We start from the raw sequence: 16,958 nt of genomic DNA on the forward strand, positions 1-16,958 counted from the left end.
TAATTTGGATCACACCGCTGCTTTCAAAGCGTCGACCAGATCGGTGCGTTCCCAGCTAAAACCGCCATCCGCCTCGGGTTCGCGGCCAAAGTGGCCGTAAGCCGCCGTGCGCTGATAGATAGGCTTGTTCATCTGCAGGTGCTGCCGGATACCGCGCGGGGTTAGATCCATGACCTGGCCAACAGCCTTTTCGATTTCTGCGTCCGGGATTTCACCAGTGCCGTGAGTGTCGGCATAGATAGACAGCGGCTTGGAAACACCAATCGCATAGCTTAGCTGGATCGTGCAGCGTTCTGCCATTCCGGCGGCCACAACGTTCTTGGCTAGGTAACGCGCGGCATACGCGGCCGAACGGTCCACCTTGGTCGGGTCCTTACCCGAGAACGCGCCGCCGCCGTGCGGGGCTGCGCCACCATAAGTGTCTACGATGATCTTGCGCCCGGTCAGACCTGCGTCACCATCCGGGCCACCGATCACGAATTTGCCAGTGGGGTTCACGTGCCACTCGGTTTCGTTGCTCAACCACCCTTCGGGCAGTGTTTCACGAATGTAAGGCTCAACAATCGCGCGGATGTCGGCGGAACTCAGCGCTTCGTCCAGGTGTTGTGTCGACAACACGATCGAGCTGACACCCACAGGTTTGCCGTCACGGTAAACGACCGACAACTGCGATTTCGCGTCGGGACCAAGCGCCGGCTCGCTGCCATTCTTGCGCACTTCGGCAAGACGGCGCAGGATCGCGTGTGAATACTGGATCGGTGCCGGCATCAACGCAGGCGTTTCCGTGGTCGCATAACCGAACATGATGCCCTGGTCACCGGCACCTTCGTCCTTGTCTGCGGCGGCATCCACACCTTGGGCGATATGCGCGGACTGTTCGTGCAGCAGGTTCGTTACCTCAACGGTTTCGTGGTGGAACTTGTCCTGCTCGTACCCGATGTCTTTGATACAGGCGCGCGCAATTTCGTCGATGCGGCCCATGTAATCGTGCAGCTTTTCCTGATCAGACAAACCTACTTCGCCACCGATGACGACCCGGTCGGTCGTAGCAAAGGTTTCACACGCTACGCGCGCTTCGGGTTCTTCATTCAGAAAGGCGTCAAGCACGGCATCGGAAATCCGGTCACAAACCTTATCCGGGTGCCCTTCGGAAACGGATTCCGATGTAAATGTATAGTTCTGTCGGGACATGAAAGTGCTCCATTGAATTTTTCCATCACGCCAGGAAGCCGTTGTGATGAGCATGCAACCCGATACGCACCATGAAACACAGCGTCAATCCGAAAATACTATTGCTGTACTCTGGCGTTGCGCCAAAGCAGCGCAAAAAACGCCAACAGCGCGACAAAGACCGGTGCATCACCCAGCCGGGCGTACACAGTCGGAGCCAGCGCATTGGGCAATCTCGCATCGACAAAACCGGCCTGGCCCAGGGGCAATGCCTCGGTAACCCGACCCAGCGGGTCAATCATCGCTGATACTCCGGTATTGGCCGACCGCATCATCGGCAACCCCTGCTCGATGGCGCGCATTTGCGCCTGGGCCAGATGCTGATACGGCCCCGAGCGCGTTCCGAACCACGCGTCGTTGGTGATCTGCAAAAGAAAATCGGCACGACCCGGTGCTGACAAGACGTCTTGGGTAAAAACCGCCTCATAGCAAATAAGCGGCAAAGCTTTTCCCAGCTTGCCAGCGTCCATCAGCGAAGCCCCCGGTCCCGCGCTAAAGCCATTACCGGTGGTGGCAGCCATTCCGTAAACTCCGAACTGGGCCAGAATCTCACCAAACGGGACATATTCGCCAAAGGGCGCCAAGTGATGCTTGTCATAAAGCCCCTGCTGCCGGCCATCTTCATCCAGATAGATCATCGAATTGAAAATGCGCGGGCCGTCCCCTCTCTGAATACCCAGAAATACGGGCGTCCCCTGCGCGGCATCGGCGATTGCGGTCAGATAAGGCTGCGCACTGCCCAGCCATGCAGGAACCGAGGTTTCCGGCCAGACAATCAAATCTGGTCGCGGTGACGCCGCCGTGAACTCTAGTTGACGGGTAAAAAACAGCGGGGCGTAATCCGGATCCCATTTCTGATGCTGGGGCGCATTTGGTTGAATGAGGCGAACAACATTCTCAGTGTCCGCAATGGCCGGGCGCGATGCGGCATAAATCAATGCGAAACACGCGGTTCCAACAGTTAGGACTAACGGAACCACATAGCCATCGCGCTGCGACAGCGCGGCCCCAAGCGGCAAAGTCGCCAGCAAAGTCACCGCGCCCAGCCCATATGGACCGAACAGAGACAAAAGCTGTGCGCCCTGTGTGTCCACCCAGACCTGCGCCAGCCCCGCCCAGGGAAACCCCGTCAGAACATAGCCTCGCGCAAATTCCAGCAATGAGATTGAAATCGCCAGAAACACGGCCTGTGATACGCCATCGCTGTCGGGACGCCGCACCAGCCAAAAAGCTAGCGCCCAAAACAGCGCGAGGCCGCCTGCCATGAATGTTAGGGCAAAAGGCGCCATCCATCCGTGACGTTGGACATCAACAAGGAACGGCTCGACAATCCAACTGAGCGCATGCGCGAAATATCCGGTCGCAAAGGCCCAGCCCAACCAGGCCGCCTTCACCCGCGTCTCAGTCGTTAGAAACAGAGGCGACAGCAGGACCAATGCGATCACTGTTGCCGGCCAAATGCCGAACGGAGCAAGCCCAAACGCCGCGATCGCGCCCAGCAGAGCTGCGGATATTAACCGAAGCCAAAACGGCCAGCCCTGTGCAGGGTTCATTCAACGCGATCCGGCAACATGACACGCAGACGTTTGATCCGGCGCGGGTCGGCGTCGATCACCTCGAACTCGGGACCTTCGGGATGCAACACGACCTCGCCTCGTGCGGGGACGCGACCAGACAGCATGAAGACCAATCCGCCCAACGTGTCGATTTCTTCCTCGTCCACGTCTTCGTGACTTGTCAGAGAACGCCCGATCTCGGCCTCGAAATCTTCTAGCGGAACGCGCGCCTGCACGACATAGCAACCGGGCTTGTCCTGAATCCAAAGCTGACCTTCGTCGGCATCGTGCTCATCGGCGATCTCACCGACCACCTGTTCGATCAGATCCTCGATCGACACAAGACCATCAACACCGCCGTATTCGTCAATCACCAGCGCCATGTGGCGGCGTTCGGTCTGCATCTTCGTCAACAACACGCCAATCGGCATCGACGGCGGCACAAACAGCAACGTCCGCAGCATCGAGACCAGATCAAATTCAGACCCGGTGCCATTAAAACCATGTGTCAGAGCAAAGTCTTTGAGGTGCACAAACCCCAAAGGAGTATCAAGTGTTCCTTCGTAGACCGGGATACGGGACAGGCCGCTGTCGCGGAAAACCTGGGCCAGTTCATCTTTGCTGATCGTTGATGGCACGGACACGATTTCCGCCGTGGGAATAGCCACATCTTCGACCCGCATTCGCCGCAGGTTGATCATGCCGCGAGGCTGAACCATGTCGACCTCATGTCCATTGGTCGCGTTGACCTCTTCGTCGCTCTGCGGCGAGAACGCGTCCACTATTCGAGAAAAGAAGCCAGTTTTTTCGCTGGCATTTTCACCGCTGTCCTTCGGTTGCGCGCTCTGCGCCGCCATAGAACTGCCGTCTGTATCGCCCATAATCCTGTTCCAAATGATCGGCCAATGCGGCCACTATTACATACTATATGGGTCATCTATACCCATTTTGCCAAGTATCTCGACCTCGACCCCTTCCATCAAAGTGGCGTCGGGGTCACGAATGTGATCATAGCCCAGCAAGTGCAACACTCCGTGAACGATCAGATGCGTGACGTGATCGTCCATAGTTTTGTTGGCGTCGGCCGCTTCGCGTGCGCAAGTGTCAAAGGAAATCGCAATGTCGCCCAGCGCGATTTCGCCCGTAAAGTCTGGCGCGGGTCGGGCAGGTCTCTGCCCCGCTTCATCAGCGGCCAGATCTTCGGCAGGCCAACTCAGCACATTGGTCGGAGTGGGCTTTTCCCTAAATTCCGCGTTCAGATCAGCAATTCGCGCATCATCGCAGGCCAGCAGGCTGACTTCGCACAGCTCGGCGTCCAGATCGCAAAAGTCCAATACAGCCTTTGTCGCGCGCGCGGCCAACGGTTCAAGCTGTTGCCAGCGCGCATCTTCGATCGTCACTTCCAGGTTCATCTCACCGTGTCCAAAGCCCTGTGGCCGCACCCGGGCCGACTATGCTTTCTCGCGGCCCGAGTCGGCCTCATACGCTTCGATAATGGCGGCGACAAGCGGATGGCGCACAACATCCTTGGACGTGAAATAGTTGAAGCTGATATTCGGGATCGTGCTCAACAAACGCTCGGCATCGGCCAGCCCTGACTGAACACCGCGCGGCAGGTCAACCTGCGAGCGGTCACCGGTGATCACCATTCGACTTCCTTCACCCAGACGCGTCAGAAACATTTTCATCTGCATGGTCGTGGCGTTCTGAGCTTCATCCAGCACAACAAACGCATTCGCCAAGGTGCGTCCCCGCATAAAGGCCAGCGGCGCGATTTCGATTCGCTTTTCTTCAATCAGTTTGGCCAGTTGCTTGCCCGGCAGAAAATCATTCAAGGCATCGTACAACGGCTGCATGTACGGATCGACCTTGTCTTTCATGTCACCGGGCAGATAGCCCAGCTTTTCGCCAGCTTCGACTGCAGGGCGGCTGAGAATGATCCGATCTACATGGCCACCGATAAACATCGATACGCCAGCGGCTACGGCAAGATAGGTCTTACCCGTACCGGCAGGGCCAATCCCAAAGGCCAGTTCGTTCTGAAACAAGGATTGGACGTATGCCTTTTGCGCATCCGTGCGCGGCTCGACCAGTTTCTTGCGCGTCTTGATTTCGACCGTGCCGCCTCTGAACATCTCAAGCTGATCACCGTCGCGGCTGCCGGTTCCCGTCTCGGAGCCCCCCATCCGCAGCTCGCGATCCACATCGGCCGCTTCGACGTCACGCCCACCTTCCAGGCGCGTGTACAGTGCCTGCAAAACCTCAATGGCCTGCTTTTGGGCGTCTTCGTCACCCATCACAGCCAGCTGATTCCCGCGACGTACAATTTGAACAGATAACTTTTGCTCAATATCTGTCAGATTGCGGTCATATTCCCCGCACAGGTCAATTAATAATCGGTTGTCTGGAAACTCAACAAACGCTTCGCGCTGAGGCATTTCATCTTGCGGTGGGTTTAGGGCACCGATGGCCAATCCGCTCTCCTGTCTTGGCGTTTCACCTTGAGCGTAGACAGGAAGTCTTGGTGGGCGCAAGCCACAGTTTCATTTTTTCCGCCCAAATGGCAAAACCGCCAATGCGCCCGGCCCGTGCGCGGCTCCTGTTGGTGCCGCTGTTTCAGTCGGCGTGTCAGAACCGATAATTCAAACCCAACTTCAGACCGCGATACTTCGGCGTCGATCTGGTCGACGTTCCATTGCCGAAATCCACGTTTTCCGCGCTGAATTGAACGTATTCGAACTCACCCGTGATCGACCATTGGTCGGTCAGGTTATGTTCGGCCCCGATGCTGGCGGTAAAGCCGCTGCGTCGGCCGCCACTTTCGAAGAATTGAGACCCCCCCTGGACGGCCTGTCTGCTTGTTGTGTTGATGTCGCCATTCACATATCCAGCCGACACAAAATACAACACTGTACCGCTTTTGTTGGTCAGACCATTGCGCAGCCGAATCGAGAACACGTCAGATATTTCAGACCCGCCCGTGACTGTCTGGCCGTTGATCTGGTTGGAGGCGTCATCGCTAAGCGAGCCGAACTCGTATCCAAGCTCAAACCCATACACATAGTCGCGCCCACCGCGCGCTGGCAAAACGCCGCGCCACCCGGCCCGTACGCCACCCAACGAACCGCTCAGGTCCAGGTCACCTACTGCCGAGGTTCCGCCGGGTCCAGTCAGTCCAAATCGATCGTCGCCTCCGAAAGCGTACGCGCCCGTAGCACCCAGGTAAAAGGCGCTGACGTCACTGCCGAACCGTTTGGGGTTGACGACAGGAGGGTCAGAGAGACCTTGATCCAGATTGCCTGCAGCGGTCACACCGGGAAGCGCCGTAATAGCGATCGCGGTGGTAAGAGCGGATTTCAACAGCCGCCCTGAAAAACGTTTCAAAGTCTTCACTCGTACCCTTTCCATTCACCGACCTGCTCATCCCGCCGGCAAGAGATGAGGTTTCCCAAAGGCGCAAAACACTCGCCCCCTAGGCAACCTGATTTTTCTCGGAACATAATTCCGAGTAATAAATCAAGGGTAAATTTGGAATTAACAAAACCGTATGGTTTCCAAAATCCAAATAACGGACGCGTTACCGCAACGCACCCGCCAGTGAATTTGCACCCGAGGACATAATCCGGACATCGCGCAATTCGCCCACCGCGACATCAGCGTCGGACACGTGAACCGAATGAAGATACTCGGATTTTCCGACCATCTGACCTGGCAGACGACCCGGTTTTTCAAACAGCACTTTCACGTCCCGGCCAACCATCGCGTCCTGAATCTCGCGCTGGTGACGGGTAATCAGCCCCTGAAGCCGCTGCAGACGGTCGTCCGCAGCCTTGGGATCAACCTGAGACCGCTCAGCCGCCGGTGTTCCGGGGCGGGTCGAGTACTTGAACGAATACGCATATCCGTATTTGACCTCTTCCACCAAATCCATGGTGGCCTGAAAATCCTCTTCGGTCTCTTCAGGGAAGCCGACGATGAAGTCGCCGGACATCACGATATCCGGGCGCGCGGCGCGAATGCGCTCTATCAGGCGCAGATAGCTCTCGGCGGTGTGGCTGCGGTTCATTCGCTTGAGGATGCGATCCGAACCCGACTGAACCGGCAGGTGCAGATAAGGCATCAGCTTGTCGCACGTCCCGTGCGCCTCGATCAGGTCGTCGGCCATGTCGTTGGGGTGTGAGGTGGTGAACCGGATCCGCTCCAGCCCGTCGACCTTGTTCAGCTCCCAGATCAGACCGGCCAGCGTCATGTCACCATTCGGACCAGCGCCGTGATAGGCGTTGACGTTCTGGCCCAGCAGAGTGATCTCGCGCACCCCGCGTTCGACCAGATCGTTCGCCTCACGCAGGATACGATCAGCGGGACGGCTGACTTCGGCCCCGCGCGTATAAGGCACCACGCAGAAGGCGCAGAACTTGTCGCAGCCCTCTTGCACCGTCAGAAACGCAGTCGGACCACGTTTGGCCTTTGGTCGGCCTTTGAGTTTCTCAAACTTGTCCTCTTCGGGGAAATCCGTGTCCAGTGCCTTGGCACCGGTGCGCGTCTTCGCCTCCATCTCGGGCAGGCGGTGATAGCTTTGCGGGCCAACAACAAGGTCGACCATCGGCTGGCGACGCATGATCTCTTCGCCTTCCGCCTGCGCAACACATCCCGCAACACCGATCTTGAGGTCGGGCTTTTCAGTCTTCAAACCTTTGAACCGGCCAAGCTCGGAATAGATTTTTTCCGCGGCTTTTTCCCGAATATGGCAGGTGTTCAGCAGGATCATATCCGCATCATCGGGGCTTTTGGTTTCCACGTAACCCTGACCGCCCAGCGTTTCCGCCATACGCTCGCTGTCGTATACGTTCATCTGGCAACCATAGGTCTTGATGTACAGCTTTTTGGGTTCTGACATGAAAACGGCCTTTGCATTCGCGGGATCGGCGTCGTCTATACCCAACGAACGCCGCTTGCAATGGCGACGCGATTACCTGATTTTGACCCGAAACTCCAGCAAGGCGGCAGCGGACAGGCAATGCAATACGAATCTCTCGACTCTTTTTTGCAAACGGGCAAGGCCGCTTTGGCAAAGGGACCCCTCGCGTTGGTTTTCGTCGAAGATGACGTCGAAATTGATAGCACCATCCGTCACCATCTGAATCTGGGCTTTGAGTCTTTGATCGTATTCATGCCGCAGGAATTTGTGCTGGACCCCGAACTTGGGGATCAAGTTCACCGCGTCACTCTCAGCTGCGTTCCCCGCACCATCGTGTTTGAGACGATCAACAAGATCATTCAGGCGGCACCAGGTTTGTGGATGTATTACTGCTTTAACGCCGAGTACCTCTTCTTTCCCTTTTGCGAGACGCGTTCAATCGGAGAGATGCTGGCGTTTCACACTGAAGAGCGCCGCGACTCGATGCTGAGCCATGTTGTCGATCTGTATGCCGAGGATCTGAACGAATTCCCGAATGGCGTCGCACCTCAACGCGCGATGATGGATCGCACAGGGTATTTTGCCCAGGCGCGTCTGGATTCAATGAAGCACCCGAAGGAGCGCCAGCTGGATATGTCTGGTGGTTTACGATGGCGGTTCGAAGAACACGTTCCCGCACAAAACCGCCGAATTGACCGGATCGCCCTGTTCAAATCCAAAAGTGGATTGTTATTGCGGCCGGATCACACGTTTAACGACGAAGAATACAATACGTATTCTTGCCCGTGGCACCACAATTTGACTGCTGCGGTGTGCTCGTTCCGGGCAGCCAAAGCCTTGAAAACCAACGCAGGATCTACCTTCGACATTCCAACATTCCGCTGGCGCAATTCGATCCCGTTCGAATGGTCGTCAAACCAGTTGCTTGAGATGGGGTTGATCGAAACGGGCCAGTGGTTCTGACCCGCCTCTTTGACCTCTTCGGTGTCTGATCACCGCCGCAGCAACATCGGAAACCAATCCTCGCGCAAGCGCTGGCCTGGAATCATGTCATGCCCCGGAAACGGCGGCGATGTCCGGCCTGGCCGCTCGACATATCGCGCATCGTCACCAACCAAACGCAGTGAAAATGCGCGGCGGCGGCTGTCGGATTGATTTCCTCGCGCGCCGTGAAGCGTGCGATAGTTGAAAGCAACCGCGTCGCCCGGCTCCATCTCGAACTCGACAACCCGCATCCCTTCGGCATCCGGGTCCGGGGCCGGGATGTACTGGCCTTCGTCGGGAAAGAACCCGTCTTCCGAAACCCAGCGGGTCGGCAAGACCTCTTTCTCCCACCGGTGCGAGCCTGCCACACAGCGCAGTGTGGCTTGCGTGACCGGATCAAGCGGCGACCAAAAGCTGATCGTTTGCTGCCCTTCAACAAAGTAATAGGGCCCATCCTGATGCCACGGCGTCGCCATCGAGGTTCCGGGCTCTTTGACCAAAACGTGGTCGTGGAACATCTGCACTGTATCCGACTGCATCAAATCTGCCGCGACTTCTGCCGCCGGGGATTCGTGAATGACCGTCTGAAATTGTTCAATGCGCGACCAGTTGCAATAATCGTCGAAAAACCGACCCGTCTGGCCTTCTTTCTTGTTCTCGGAAGCATACGGCCCGGGATCCGCCATATTCGCTGCCACCCCTTCGCGCAGGGCCTCAACGTGATCGGCAAATAGCCCTTTGATCAGGACAACGCCGTCCCGTTGATAGGTGTCGATCATTTCGTGAGTAACCAAGGGGTGCGTCATGTCTGTCTCCGTGCCGGTGGTAGGACGATCTGCACATGGATGACCCCTCTGTTCAAATAATATCTTTCTAAGATAGGTTTAATTTCATGTTATATATTTCACTTCGCCAATACGAATATGTCTGTGCTATCGGCCGCTTCGGCAGCTTGTCTGCCGCGGCGCAACAGCTGAATGTCTCACAACCTGCGCTGTCCACCGCTCTGACGCGCGTCGAATCGCATCTTGGCCATCCGTTATTTTCGCGAAAACGCGGGGCCGCGCTGGCGCTGACCCCGCAAGGACGCAGATTTATCGAAGACGCGGAAAACTTGCTGACCAATGCGGCCCGGCTTGAGAAAGCGGATCAGGTCAGCGCAACCAGGGCACAGTTGCGATTGGGGTGTTTCGTGGATTTGGCCCCGTTTTTGCTGGCCAAGGCGCTGCACCCTCTGCGTGCGGCACTGCCGGATTTGACCATTTCGTACAAAGTGGACGGGTTCGAAGGGCTGATAACCGGCCTGATCGACGGGGCCATAGATTTGGCGCTGACATACGGCTTGAGCATGGATACCGGATTTCGACAGCAGACCCTTTTCCCCAGCAGGCCAAATGCCATCATGGCCCCGGATCACCCATTGGCGCAAGCGCCGTCTGTTTCGCTGAGCGAGCTGGCCGCCCATCCGCTGATCCTGTCAAACGAAGGCCTCTCATCACAGCACGTGCTTGGACTGTTTCGGCAGATCGGATTGCGGCCTTCAGTGGCACACCGGGCGGCAACGCTGGAAATCCAGCGCAGTCTTGCCGCTCATCATGAGGGGGTCGCGATCAGCTATGCCACCCCGCCCTCGAACGTCAGCTATGACGGAATCCCCCTGGTCAGTCGCCGAATCCTGGATGACATCGCTGCGGAACCTGTGGTTCTGGCCCGCCACGGCATCGGCCCTACAGAGCCGCACATCGCGCAGGCGGAACAGATTCTGATGGAGTTGTTGGCCTGAGTTACTTTTTCCGCAGACGGATCACTACGTCGACCGACGCGATTTCAACGCCCTCGGGCGCTTCGGGCAGGCGTTGAATCACCAATTGATCCGACGGCGCATCACTCAGGCGGCTTTCGTCTTCCCAGAAAAAATGCGGATGATCGTGGGTATTGGTATCGAAATAGCTTTTCGAGCCATCAACCGTGATCTCCTGCAGAACCCCGGCCTCACAAAACGCGCGCAGCGTGTTGTAGACCGTTGCCAGAGATACGGCGTCCCCATTCTTTTTGGCCGCCTCAAACAGGCTTTCGGCAGTGACATGCCGATGGCGACCATCGCCGACTAAAAGCTCGGCCAAAGCGACACGCTGGCGCGTTGGGCGCAGCCCCGCGTCAACCAACCAATCTGTGGCTCTGTTCTGGCTCTGAGGTGTCATCAATCCGAAACCCAATTGTTGCTGAACCATATATAGGTGCTGTGTTCGGGTAATTTCAAATGAAATTCATTCGCAAAGAATGCCGTCTGCACAACAGGATGTGACGTGCTGCTCTTGCAGGACCTTGCATACGGGTGCTAGACGAGGCCAGATATAACGAACGGACCCCTGGCAGGAGAGGCGGCAGAATGGCCCAATTCCCGAGCAGCTTTGACAAGGACGATCTGCTGAAATGCGCCCGTGGCGAATTATTCGGCCCCGGTAATGCGCAATTGCCTGCACCTCCGATGCTGATGATGGATCGGATCACCGACGTCTCGGCCGATGGTGGCGCGCATGGCAAAGGCCACATACTGGCCGAATTCGACATCACCCCTGACCTGTGGTTCTTTGATTGCCACTTCCCCGGCAACCCCATCATGCCCGGCTGTCTTGGACTGGACGGCCTATGGCAGTTGACCGGTTTCAACCTGGGCTGGCGTGGCTGGCAGGGACGCGGCATGGCCGTAGGCGTCGGCGAGGTCAAGCTGACCGGCATGGTCCGCCCGGACCGCAAGATGCTGACCTACAAGATCGACTTCAAAAAAGCGATCCAGACCCGCCGCCTGACCATGGGTGTGGCGGATGGTATCGTCGAAGCGGATGGTGAAATGATTTACGATGTCAAAGACATGAAAGTCGTTCTGTCCGAAGCCTGAGCCTGACCGGCCCGAAATAAGGAGCACGCACATGCGTCGAGTAGTTGTCACCGGTTTGGGGGTCGTGTCCTCCATCGGGAACAATGCCCAGGAAGTATTGGCCTCTCTCAAGGCCGGAAAGTCCGGCATCGAGGCCAACGAGCAGATGGTCGAACACGGCTTTCGCAGTCAGATCGCCGGAACGCTCAAGATCGATCCGGCTGAGCATGTAGACAAGCGTACCCTTCGCTTCATGGGTCCCGGTGCAGCATACGCGCATATCGCCATGAATCAGGCAATCGTCGATGCTGGCCTGACAGAAGACCAGGTCGTGAACCCGCGCACCGGTTTGGTCGCCGGTTCCGGCGGTCCGTCGACCAGCGCAATGCTGACGGCGCATCAGACTGTTCTGAAAACCGGCGCGACCAAGCGTATCGGCCCCTTCGCCGTGCCGAAATGCATGTGTTCGACGATCTCGGCCAACCTTGCGACCGCGTTCAAGATCAAGGGCATCAATTATTCAATCACCTCGGCCTGCTCGACCTCGCTGCATTGCATCGGCAACGCGGCGGAACAGATCATGCTGGGCAAACAGGATGTCATGTTCGCCGGTGGCGGAGAAGAACTGGACTGGACCCTGTCCTGCCTGTTCGACGCGATGGGTGCCATGTCCTCCAAGTACAACGACACTCCGGAAAAAGCATCCCGGGCATTCGACCAGGATCGCGACGGATTCGTCATCTCCGGCGGCGGCGGGATCGTCGTTCTTGAGGATCTGGAACACGCGCTGGCCCGCGGCGCAAAAATTTATGCCGAAGTGACTGGGTATGCGGCCACGTCGGATGGCCACGACATGGTGGCACCATCCGGTGAAGGTGGCGAACGCGCGATGCGTCTGGCTCTGTCGACCATGCCCGAAGGGCGCAAAGTCGGCTACATCAACGCCCACGGCACCTCGACCCCGGTTGGAGACGTTGGCGAAGTTGAAGCCGTGCGCCGAATCTTTGGTGAAGGCAATGTGCCCCCGATCTCATCGACCAAGTCGATGACCGGACACGCACAGGGTGCGGCAGGCGCGCTGGAGACGATCTTCTGCCTGTTGATGCTGGACAATGATTTTATTACGCCGTCGATCAATGTCGACACGCTTGCCGAAGGCATCTTGCCCGGTGAAATTGCAACTCAAGTAGTTGAAAACGCAGGATTGGATAGTGTGATGACCAACAGCTTCGGCTTTGGCGGCACCAACGGGTCCATGATCCTGTCGAAGTATAACGGGTGAATGTAATGTCGGATCTTCTAAAAGGTAAACGCGGCCTGATCATGGGCGTGGCCAATGACCGCTCGATTGCGTGGGGCATTGCCAAGGCCATGCATGAGGCCGGTGCCGAACTGGCATTCACATATCAGGGCGAGGCGTTCGGTAAACGTCTTGAGCCATTGGCCCAAAGCCTGGGCAGTGATTTCATGGTGGACGCGGACGTCACGGATGACACCTCGCTGGATCGCGCATTCGAAGAGCTTGGCGCGCGCTGGCCCACCATCGACTTCGTGGTTCATGCGATTGCCTTTTCGGATAAATCCGAACTGACGGGACGTTTTCTGAACACCACGCGTGCCAACTTCAAGCACTCGCTGGACGTGTCGGCGTATTCCTTCATCGAGGTCGCGCGCCGCGCTTATCCGCTGATGCAAGAGAATGGCGGCACGCTGCTGACCCTGACGTATCAGGGATCGAACAAGGTTGTTCCGAACTATAACGTCATGGGTGTGGCCAAAGCCGCACTGGAATCGGCGACCCGCTATCTGGCCAACGATCTCGGTCCAGAAGGCATTCGAGTCAATGCGATCTCGCCCGGCCCGATGAAGACGCTGGCAGGTGCTGCAATCGGCGGTGCCCGCAAGACTTACAAATTCTGCGATCAGAACGCGCCGATGCGCTCGAACGCAACGCTCGAGGCTGTTGGCGGCACGGCCGTTTACCTCACTTCAGATGCGGGCGCATGCACCTCGGGCGAGATCATTCGCGTCGATGGCGGCTTCCACGTTCTGGGCATGCCACAGCCCGATCACATGTGACCTGATCTTTCCCTGCCGGTGCCAAGATTTGACCATCTTTCACGGGCAGGGATATCGGCATGAGCAAAGCCGAACATATCCTTACCAGCAACACTCGCAGCATCCGGTCACGCCGCAGATCCGGTTTTCTGGGCACGCGCGGACTAGTCGCGTTATTGGCCCTGACCACCCTATTGTTGTTTGTGTTTTTCACACAGCCGCAGATGCGGGAAACCGTCAAAGCCTGGATCAGCCTCATAACAGGCTGATCCAACTCGTTTCATTGGTCAGTTAATTGAAACGACCTCGATATCGAAAATCAGATCCTGACCAGCCAATGGATGGTTAGCATCCAGCGTGACGGTTGCTTCGTCGACCTCGATCACCGTCACCGGAACCGCCTGTCCGTCTGGCGTTTGCATTTGCAATTGGGTGCCAGGATCCAGCGGAATATCGTCCGGAATGCCTTCACGCGGGATCTGCTGGCGCGCTGCGGGGTTGATCGGGCCATAGGCGTCCACGCAGGCGATCTCGACCCGCTTTTTGTCCCCAATGTTCAAACCCGGCATCGCCGAATCCAAACCCGGGATAATCTGGCCCGTGCCAACGACGAATTCCAGCGGGTCACGTCCTTCGGAACTGTCAAAGACGTTTCCGTCCAACAGCGTTCCTGTGTAATGGATGCGAACCGTGTCGCCTTGTTTGATTTCCGTCATATTGGTCTCCGGCCTCTTTTGGGGTTTAGCGGCCAAGCCTTGGAGGTAACACGACATTGTAAACCCCACCCTCTTTCATGCCCGTTATTGTTGTGCAAACCTGCGCCGGACGATCAGGAGGGGACCGGATGCCAATCACAACCTGCATTTTCGATGCGTATGGAACGCTGTTCGACGTGGCCGCCGCCGCACGACAAGCAGCCGGGGAACCGGGCTTTGAGAAACTGCAACATAAGTGGCCCGAACTCGCCAATCATTGGCGCCTGAAACAGCTGCAATACACCTGGCTGCGCGCAGTCACAGACGCACACGCGGATTTCTGGGATGTCACGCAGGATGGCCTCGACTGGGCGCTTGAGGCGACCGGCTTGGACGGCGACGCAACACTGCGGCAACGGCTTCTGGATCTGTACTGGGAATTGCAGGCCTATCCCGAAGTTCCAGAAATGCTGCGCGCATTAAAAGCGGGTGAGTTGCAAACAGCGATCTTGTCAAATGGTTCGCCACCGATGCTTGATGGCGCAGTTCAGTCAGCGGGTATCGGGGACGTTTTGGACGACGTGTTGTCCGTGGAAAGCGTCGGAGTCTTCAAGCCGGATTCGCGGGTCTATGACCTTGTGCAGGAACGGTTCTGCTGTGCCCGGAACGAAGTGCTATTCGTCAGCTCGAATGGCTGGGACGCAGCCGGGGCCAGCGGGTACGGCTTTGTCGCCGCCTGGGTCAATCGCGCCGGGGAACCGACGGAACGCTTGCCATGGAAACCTGCGCATGTACTGTCCGACCTGACGACTATTCCGCAACTCGCTGGGCTTTAATGGCTTTTTTCACAACTTCTGATGACAGACGTCTTTACTTTGAGGACTCTGGATCTGGTACGCCGGTGCTTTGCCTTGCCGGGTTAACCCGCAACAGCAAGGATTTTTCGTTCCTCGGGCCGCATCTGGGCGATATGCGGATGATCGCGATGGATTACCGCGGGCGCGGGCGCTCGGAGCATGACCCGGATTTCATGAACTACAACGTCCTTCGCGAAGCTCAGGACGCGACCGAATTGTTGGACCATCTTGGCTTGGACCGGGTGAACGTGGTCGGGACGTCTCGTGGCGGGCTGATCGCCATGGCGCTTGCCGCCAGCCATCACGAACGACTGTTGAGTGTTGTCCTGAACGATGTCGGCCCAGTGCTGGAACCATCGGGCATCACCAAGATCATGGAATATGTCGGCAAGCAGCCCGTGTCCAAAACATACGATCTGGCGGCACGTGCGCTGCAACATGTCATGGAACCTCAGTTCCCCGGTGTACCACTTGAGCGTTGGCGGCAGCAGGCTGAATTCCAGTTCGATGAAACGGCTGATGGCCTGACACTCAGCTATGACCCCGCGCTGCGCACCGCGCTTCTGGAACAGGCCGCTTCTGGACCTGCCCCGGACCTATGGCCGCTCTTTGACGCGCTGCAGGGCATTCCGGCAGGCGTCCTGCGCGGCGAGAATTCGGACGTTTTGGGCAAAGACACGCTGACTGAAATGCACAATCGCCACCCCGATCTTATATCGGCAGAAATACCCGACCGTGGTCATCCCCCGTTTCTGGATGAACCACAGTCGGTAGAACTCATTCGCAAGGTACTGGTCACCGCATGAGCACACTTGAAATGATCGAGGCCGCCGCCGAGCGCCTCAGAGGGCATGTTCGCGAAACACCGATTCTAACCTCGCCGTTTCTGGACGAAATCGCGGGCCGACGCGTGCTGGTGAAACCCGAGTGCCTGCAACACACCGGCAGCTTCAAGTTTCGCGGTGCCTGGTCGGCCATTTCGGCGCTCAGCGACGCGCAACGACAACGCGGCGTGATTGCCTATTCTTCGGGCAATCACGCGCAGGGCGTGGCCTTTGCTGCAGCTCAGCATGGGATTTCGTCGGTCATCGTCATGCCCTCTGACGCACCGCAGCTAAAGATCAACAACACCCGGGCGCTGGGGGGTGAGGTTGTCTTGTACGACCGCGCGAACGAAAGCCGCGAAGAGATTGGTGAGGCGTTGGCGTCCCAACGCGGCCTGACCCTGATCCGGCCTTACGACGAACCTTTGGTCATCGCAGGTCAAGGCACCGTCGGGCTGGAACTGGCGCGACAGACGGCCGATTTGGGTATCGAGAAGGCGGATGTTCTGGTGTGCTGCGGCGGCGGCGGGTTGACCTCGGGCATTGCGCTGGCACTGGAAGGTCACGCGCCGGGGCTGCGGGCCCGCCCGTGCGAACCTCAGGGGTTCGACGACGTCAAACGGTCTTTGGCCATGGGGCATATCCAAAGCAACAACGCCGCATCGGGCAATATTTGCGATGCTATCCTGACGCCGCAACCGGGCCAGATCACATTTCCGATTCTGAACCGGCTGTGCGGTCCGGGCTTGTCGGTGTCCGAGGAAGACGCCCTGCGCGCCATGGCGCATGCGTTTTTGCGCCTCAAAATCGTTCTGGAACCGGGCGGGGCGGTGTCGCTTGCCTCGGCCCTGCACCGCGCGGACGAAATCGAAGGCGAAGCAGTGATCGTGGTAGCATCGGGTGGCAACGCCGACCCCGAAGTCTTTGGAAAAGCGCTGGAATACCTGACCTGACAAGT

Annotated in this window: 19 protein-coding genes and 1 riboswitch; of the genes, 9 read left to right on the top strand and 10 right to left on the bottom strand. The window is 57.7% G+C overall.

Annotated elements, in window-relative coordinates; translation table 11 throughout:
- Positions 1-9: 9 nt before the first annotated feature.
- From metK to miaB, 7 genes are all read right to left on the bottom strand, one after another.
- Complete coding sequence (gene metK, locus AC2FGC_RS18320) at positions 10-1,191, bottom strand: methionine adenosyltransferase (protein ID WP_496726808.1); 1,182 nt, start codon at positions 1,189-1,191, stop codon at positions 10-12.
- 5 nt (positions 1,192-1,196) lie between these two features.
- A riboswitch (SAM-SAH riboswitch) is annotated at positions 1,197-1,244 on the bottom strand.
- A gap of 45 nt (positions 1,245-1,289) precedes the next feature.
- A complete protein-coding gene (lnt, locus tag AC2FGC_RS18325) occupies positions 1,290-2,783 on the bottom strand; it encodes an apolipoprotein N-acyltransferase (RefSeq protein ID WP_496726807.1) in 1,494 nt (497 codons plus the stop codon).
- Positions 2,780-3,667 carry a hemolysin family protein gene (locus AC2FGC_RS18330; protein ID WP_496726806.1) on the bottom strand — a complete coding sequence of 296 codons (888 nt, stop codon included), beginning with the start codon at positions 3,665-3,667 and terminating at the stop codon, positions 2,780-2,782. The genes lnt and AC2FGC_RS18330 overlap by 4 nt, the downstream gene beginning before the upstream one ends.
- Positions 3,668-3,703: 36 nt before the next feature.
- A complete protein-coding gene (ybeY, locus tag AC2FGC_RS18335) occupies positions 3,704-4,198 on the bottom strand; it encodes an rRNA maturation RNase YbeY (protein WP_496726805.1) in 495 nt (164 codons plus the stop codon).
- Between the two features lie 39 nt (positions 4,199-4,237).
- On the bottom strand, positions 4,238-5,260 hold the full coding sequence (locus tag AC2FGC_RS18340) for a PhoH family protein (protein ID WP_496726804.1): 1,023 nt from the start codon (positions 5,258-5,260) through the stop codon (positions 4,238-4,240).
- Positions 5,261-5,414: 154 nt separating this feature from the next.
- Positions 5,415-6,179, bottom strand: a complete 765-nt coding sequence (locus AC2FGC_RS18345; RefSeq protein WP_496726803.1) for an outer membrane protein — start codon at positions 6,177-6,179, stop codon at positions 5,415-5,417.
- Between the two features lie 184 nt (positions 6,180-6,363).
- Positions 6,364-7,683 (bottom strand): tRNA (N6-isopentenyl adenosine(37)-C2)-methylthiotransferase MiaB, encoded by a 1,320-nt coding sequence (gene miaB / locus AC2FGC_RS18350; protein WP_496726802.1) that lies wholly within the window; start codon positions 7,681-7,683, stop codon positions 6,364-6,366.
- 120 nt (positions 7,684-7,803) lie between these two features.
- On the opposite strand from miaB, the gene AC2FGC_RS18355 reads away from it, so the two are divergent.
- Complete coding sequence (locus AC2FGC_RS18355) at positions 7,804-8,667, top strand: hypothetical protein (RefSeq protein ID WP_496726801.1); 864 nt, start codon at positions 7,804-7,806, stop codon at positions 8,665-8,667.
- A gap of 29 nt (positions 8,668-8,696) precedes the next feature.
- Here the strand turns inward: AC2FGC_RS18355 and AC2FGC_RS18360 are convergent, their stop codons facing one another.
- Positions 8,697-9,494, bottom strand: a complete 798-nt coding sequence (locus AC2FGC_RS18360; protein WP_496726800.1) for a phytanoyl-CoA dioxygenase family protein — start codon at positions 9,492-9,494, stop codon at positions 8,697-8,699.
- A gap of 86 nt (positions 9,495-9,580) precedes the next feature.
- Here AC2FGC_RS18360 and AC2FGC_RS18365 point away from each other — a divergent pair, with 86 nt between their 5' ends.
- Positions 9,581-10,471 (top strand): LysR family transcriptional regulator, encoded by an 891-nt coding sequence (locus AC2FGC_RS18365; RefSeq protein WP_496726799.1) that lies wholly within the window; start codon positions 9,581-9,583, stop codon positions 10,469-10,471.
- A gap of 1 nt (position 10,472) precedes the next feature.
- On the opposite strand, the gene irrA is transcribed toward AC2FGC_RS18365, so the two are convergent.
- Entirely contained in the window at positions 10,473-10,889 is a 417-nt protein-coding gene (gene irrA / locus AC2FGC_RS18370; RefSeq protein WP_109312620.1) for an iron response transcriptional regulator IrrA, read from the bottom strand.
- 188 nt (positions 10,890-11,077) lie between these two features.
- On the opposite strand from irrA, the gene fabA reads away from it, so the two are divergent.
- Genes fabA through AC2FGC_RS18390 form a run of 4 tightly spaced genes read left to right on the top strand, consistent with a single transcriptional unit; the run spans position 11,078 to position 13,893 of the window.
- Positions 11,078-11,587 (top strand): bifunctional 3-hydroxydecanoyl-ACP dehydratase/trans-2-decenoyl-ACP isomerase, encoded by a 510-nt coding sequence (gene fabA / locus AC2FGC_RS18375; RefSeq protein ID WP_282152633.1) that lies wholly within the window; start codon positions 11,078-11,080, stop codon positions 11,585-11,587.
- A 31-nt stretch (positions 11,588-11,618) separates the two neighbouring features.
- Positions 11,619-12,848 carry a beta-ketoacyl-ACP synthase I gene (gene fabB / locus AC2FGC_RS18380; RefSeq protein ID WP_496783088.1) on the top strand — a complete coding sequence of 410 codons (1,230 nt, stop codon included), beginning with the start codon at positions 11,619-11,621 and terminating at the stop codon, positions 12,846-12,848.
- Between the two features lie 5 nt (positions 12,849-12,853).
- Positions 12,854-13,645, top strand: a complete 792-nt coding sequence (locus tag AC2FGC_RS18385; RefSeq protein WP_496735389.1) for an enoyl-ACP reductase FabI — start codon at positions 12,854-12,856, stop codon at positions 13,643-13,645.
- 59 nt (positions 13,646-13,704) lie between these two features.
- On the top strand, positions 13,705-13,893 hold the full coding sequence (locus AC2FGC_RS18390; RefSeq protein ID WP_496783090.1) for a hypothetical protein: 189 nt from the start codon (positions 13,705-13,707) through the stop codon (positions 13,891-13,893).
- A gap of 18 nt (positions 13,894-13,911) precedes the next feature.
- On the opposite strand, the gene AC2FGC_RS18395 is transcribed toward AC2FGC_RS18390, so the two are convergent.
- The gene (locus AC2FGC_RS18395; RefSeq protein WP_496783092.1) at positions 13,912-14,340 is read right to left on the bottom strand and encodes an FKBP-type peptidyl-prolyl cis-trans isomerase; all 429 of its coding nucleotides are present in this window, start codon (positions 14,338-14,340) and stop codon (positions 13,912-13,914) included.
- Positions 14,341-14,468: 128 nt separating this feature from the next.
- Between AC2FGC_RS18395 and AC2FGC_RS18400 the strand changes: the two genes are divergently transcribed.
- Genes AC2FGC_RS18400 through AC2FGC_RS18410 form a run of 3 tightly spaced genes read left to right on the top strand, consistent with a single transcriptional unit; the run spans position 14,469 to position 16,953 of the window.
- Positions 14,469-15,155: a haloacid dehalogenase type II gene (locus AC2FGC_RS18400; protein WP_496783094.1), complete on the top strand. Its 687-nt coding sequence runs from the start codon at positions 14,469-14,471 to the stop codon at positions 15,153-15,155.
- Positions 15,155-15,982, top strand: a complete 828-nt coding sequence (locus AC2FGC_RS18405) for an alpha/beta fold hydrolase (RefSeq protein ID WP_496726797.1) — start codon at positions 15,155-15,157, stop codon at positions 15,980-15,982. The genes AC2FGC_RS18400 and AC2FGC_RS18405 overlap by 1 nt, the downstream gene beginning before the upstream one ends.
- Positions 15,979-16,953 carry a threonine ammonia-lyase gene (locus AC2FGC_RS18410; protein WP_496726796.1) on the top strand — a complete coding sequence of 325 codons (975 nt, stop codon included), beginning with the start codon at positions 15,979-15,981 and terminating at the stop codon, positions 16,951-16,953. The genes AC2FGC_RS18405 and AC2FGC_RS18410 overlap by 4 nt, the downstream gene beginning before the upstream one ends.
- Positions 16,954-16,958 lie beyond the last annotated feature (5 nt).

The sequence above is a fragment of the Ruegeria sp. CDSC054 genome (genome assembly GCF_059610645.1).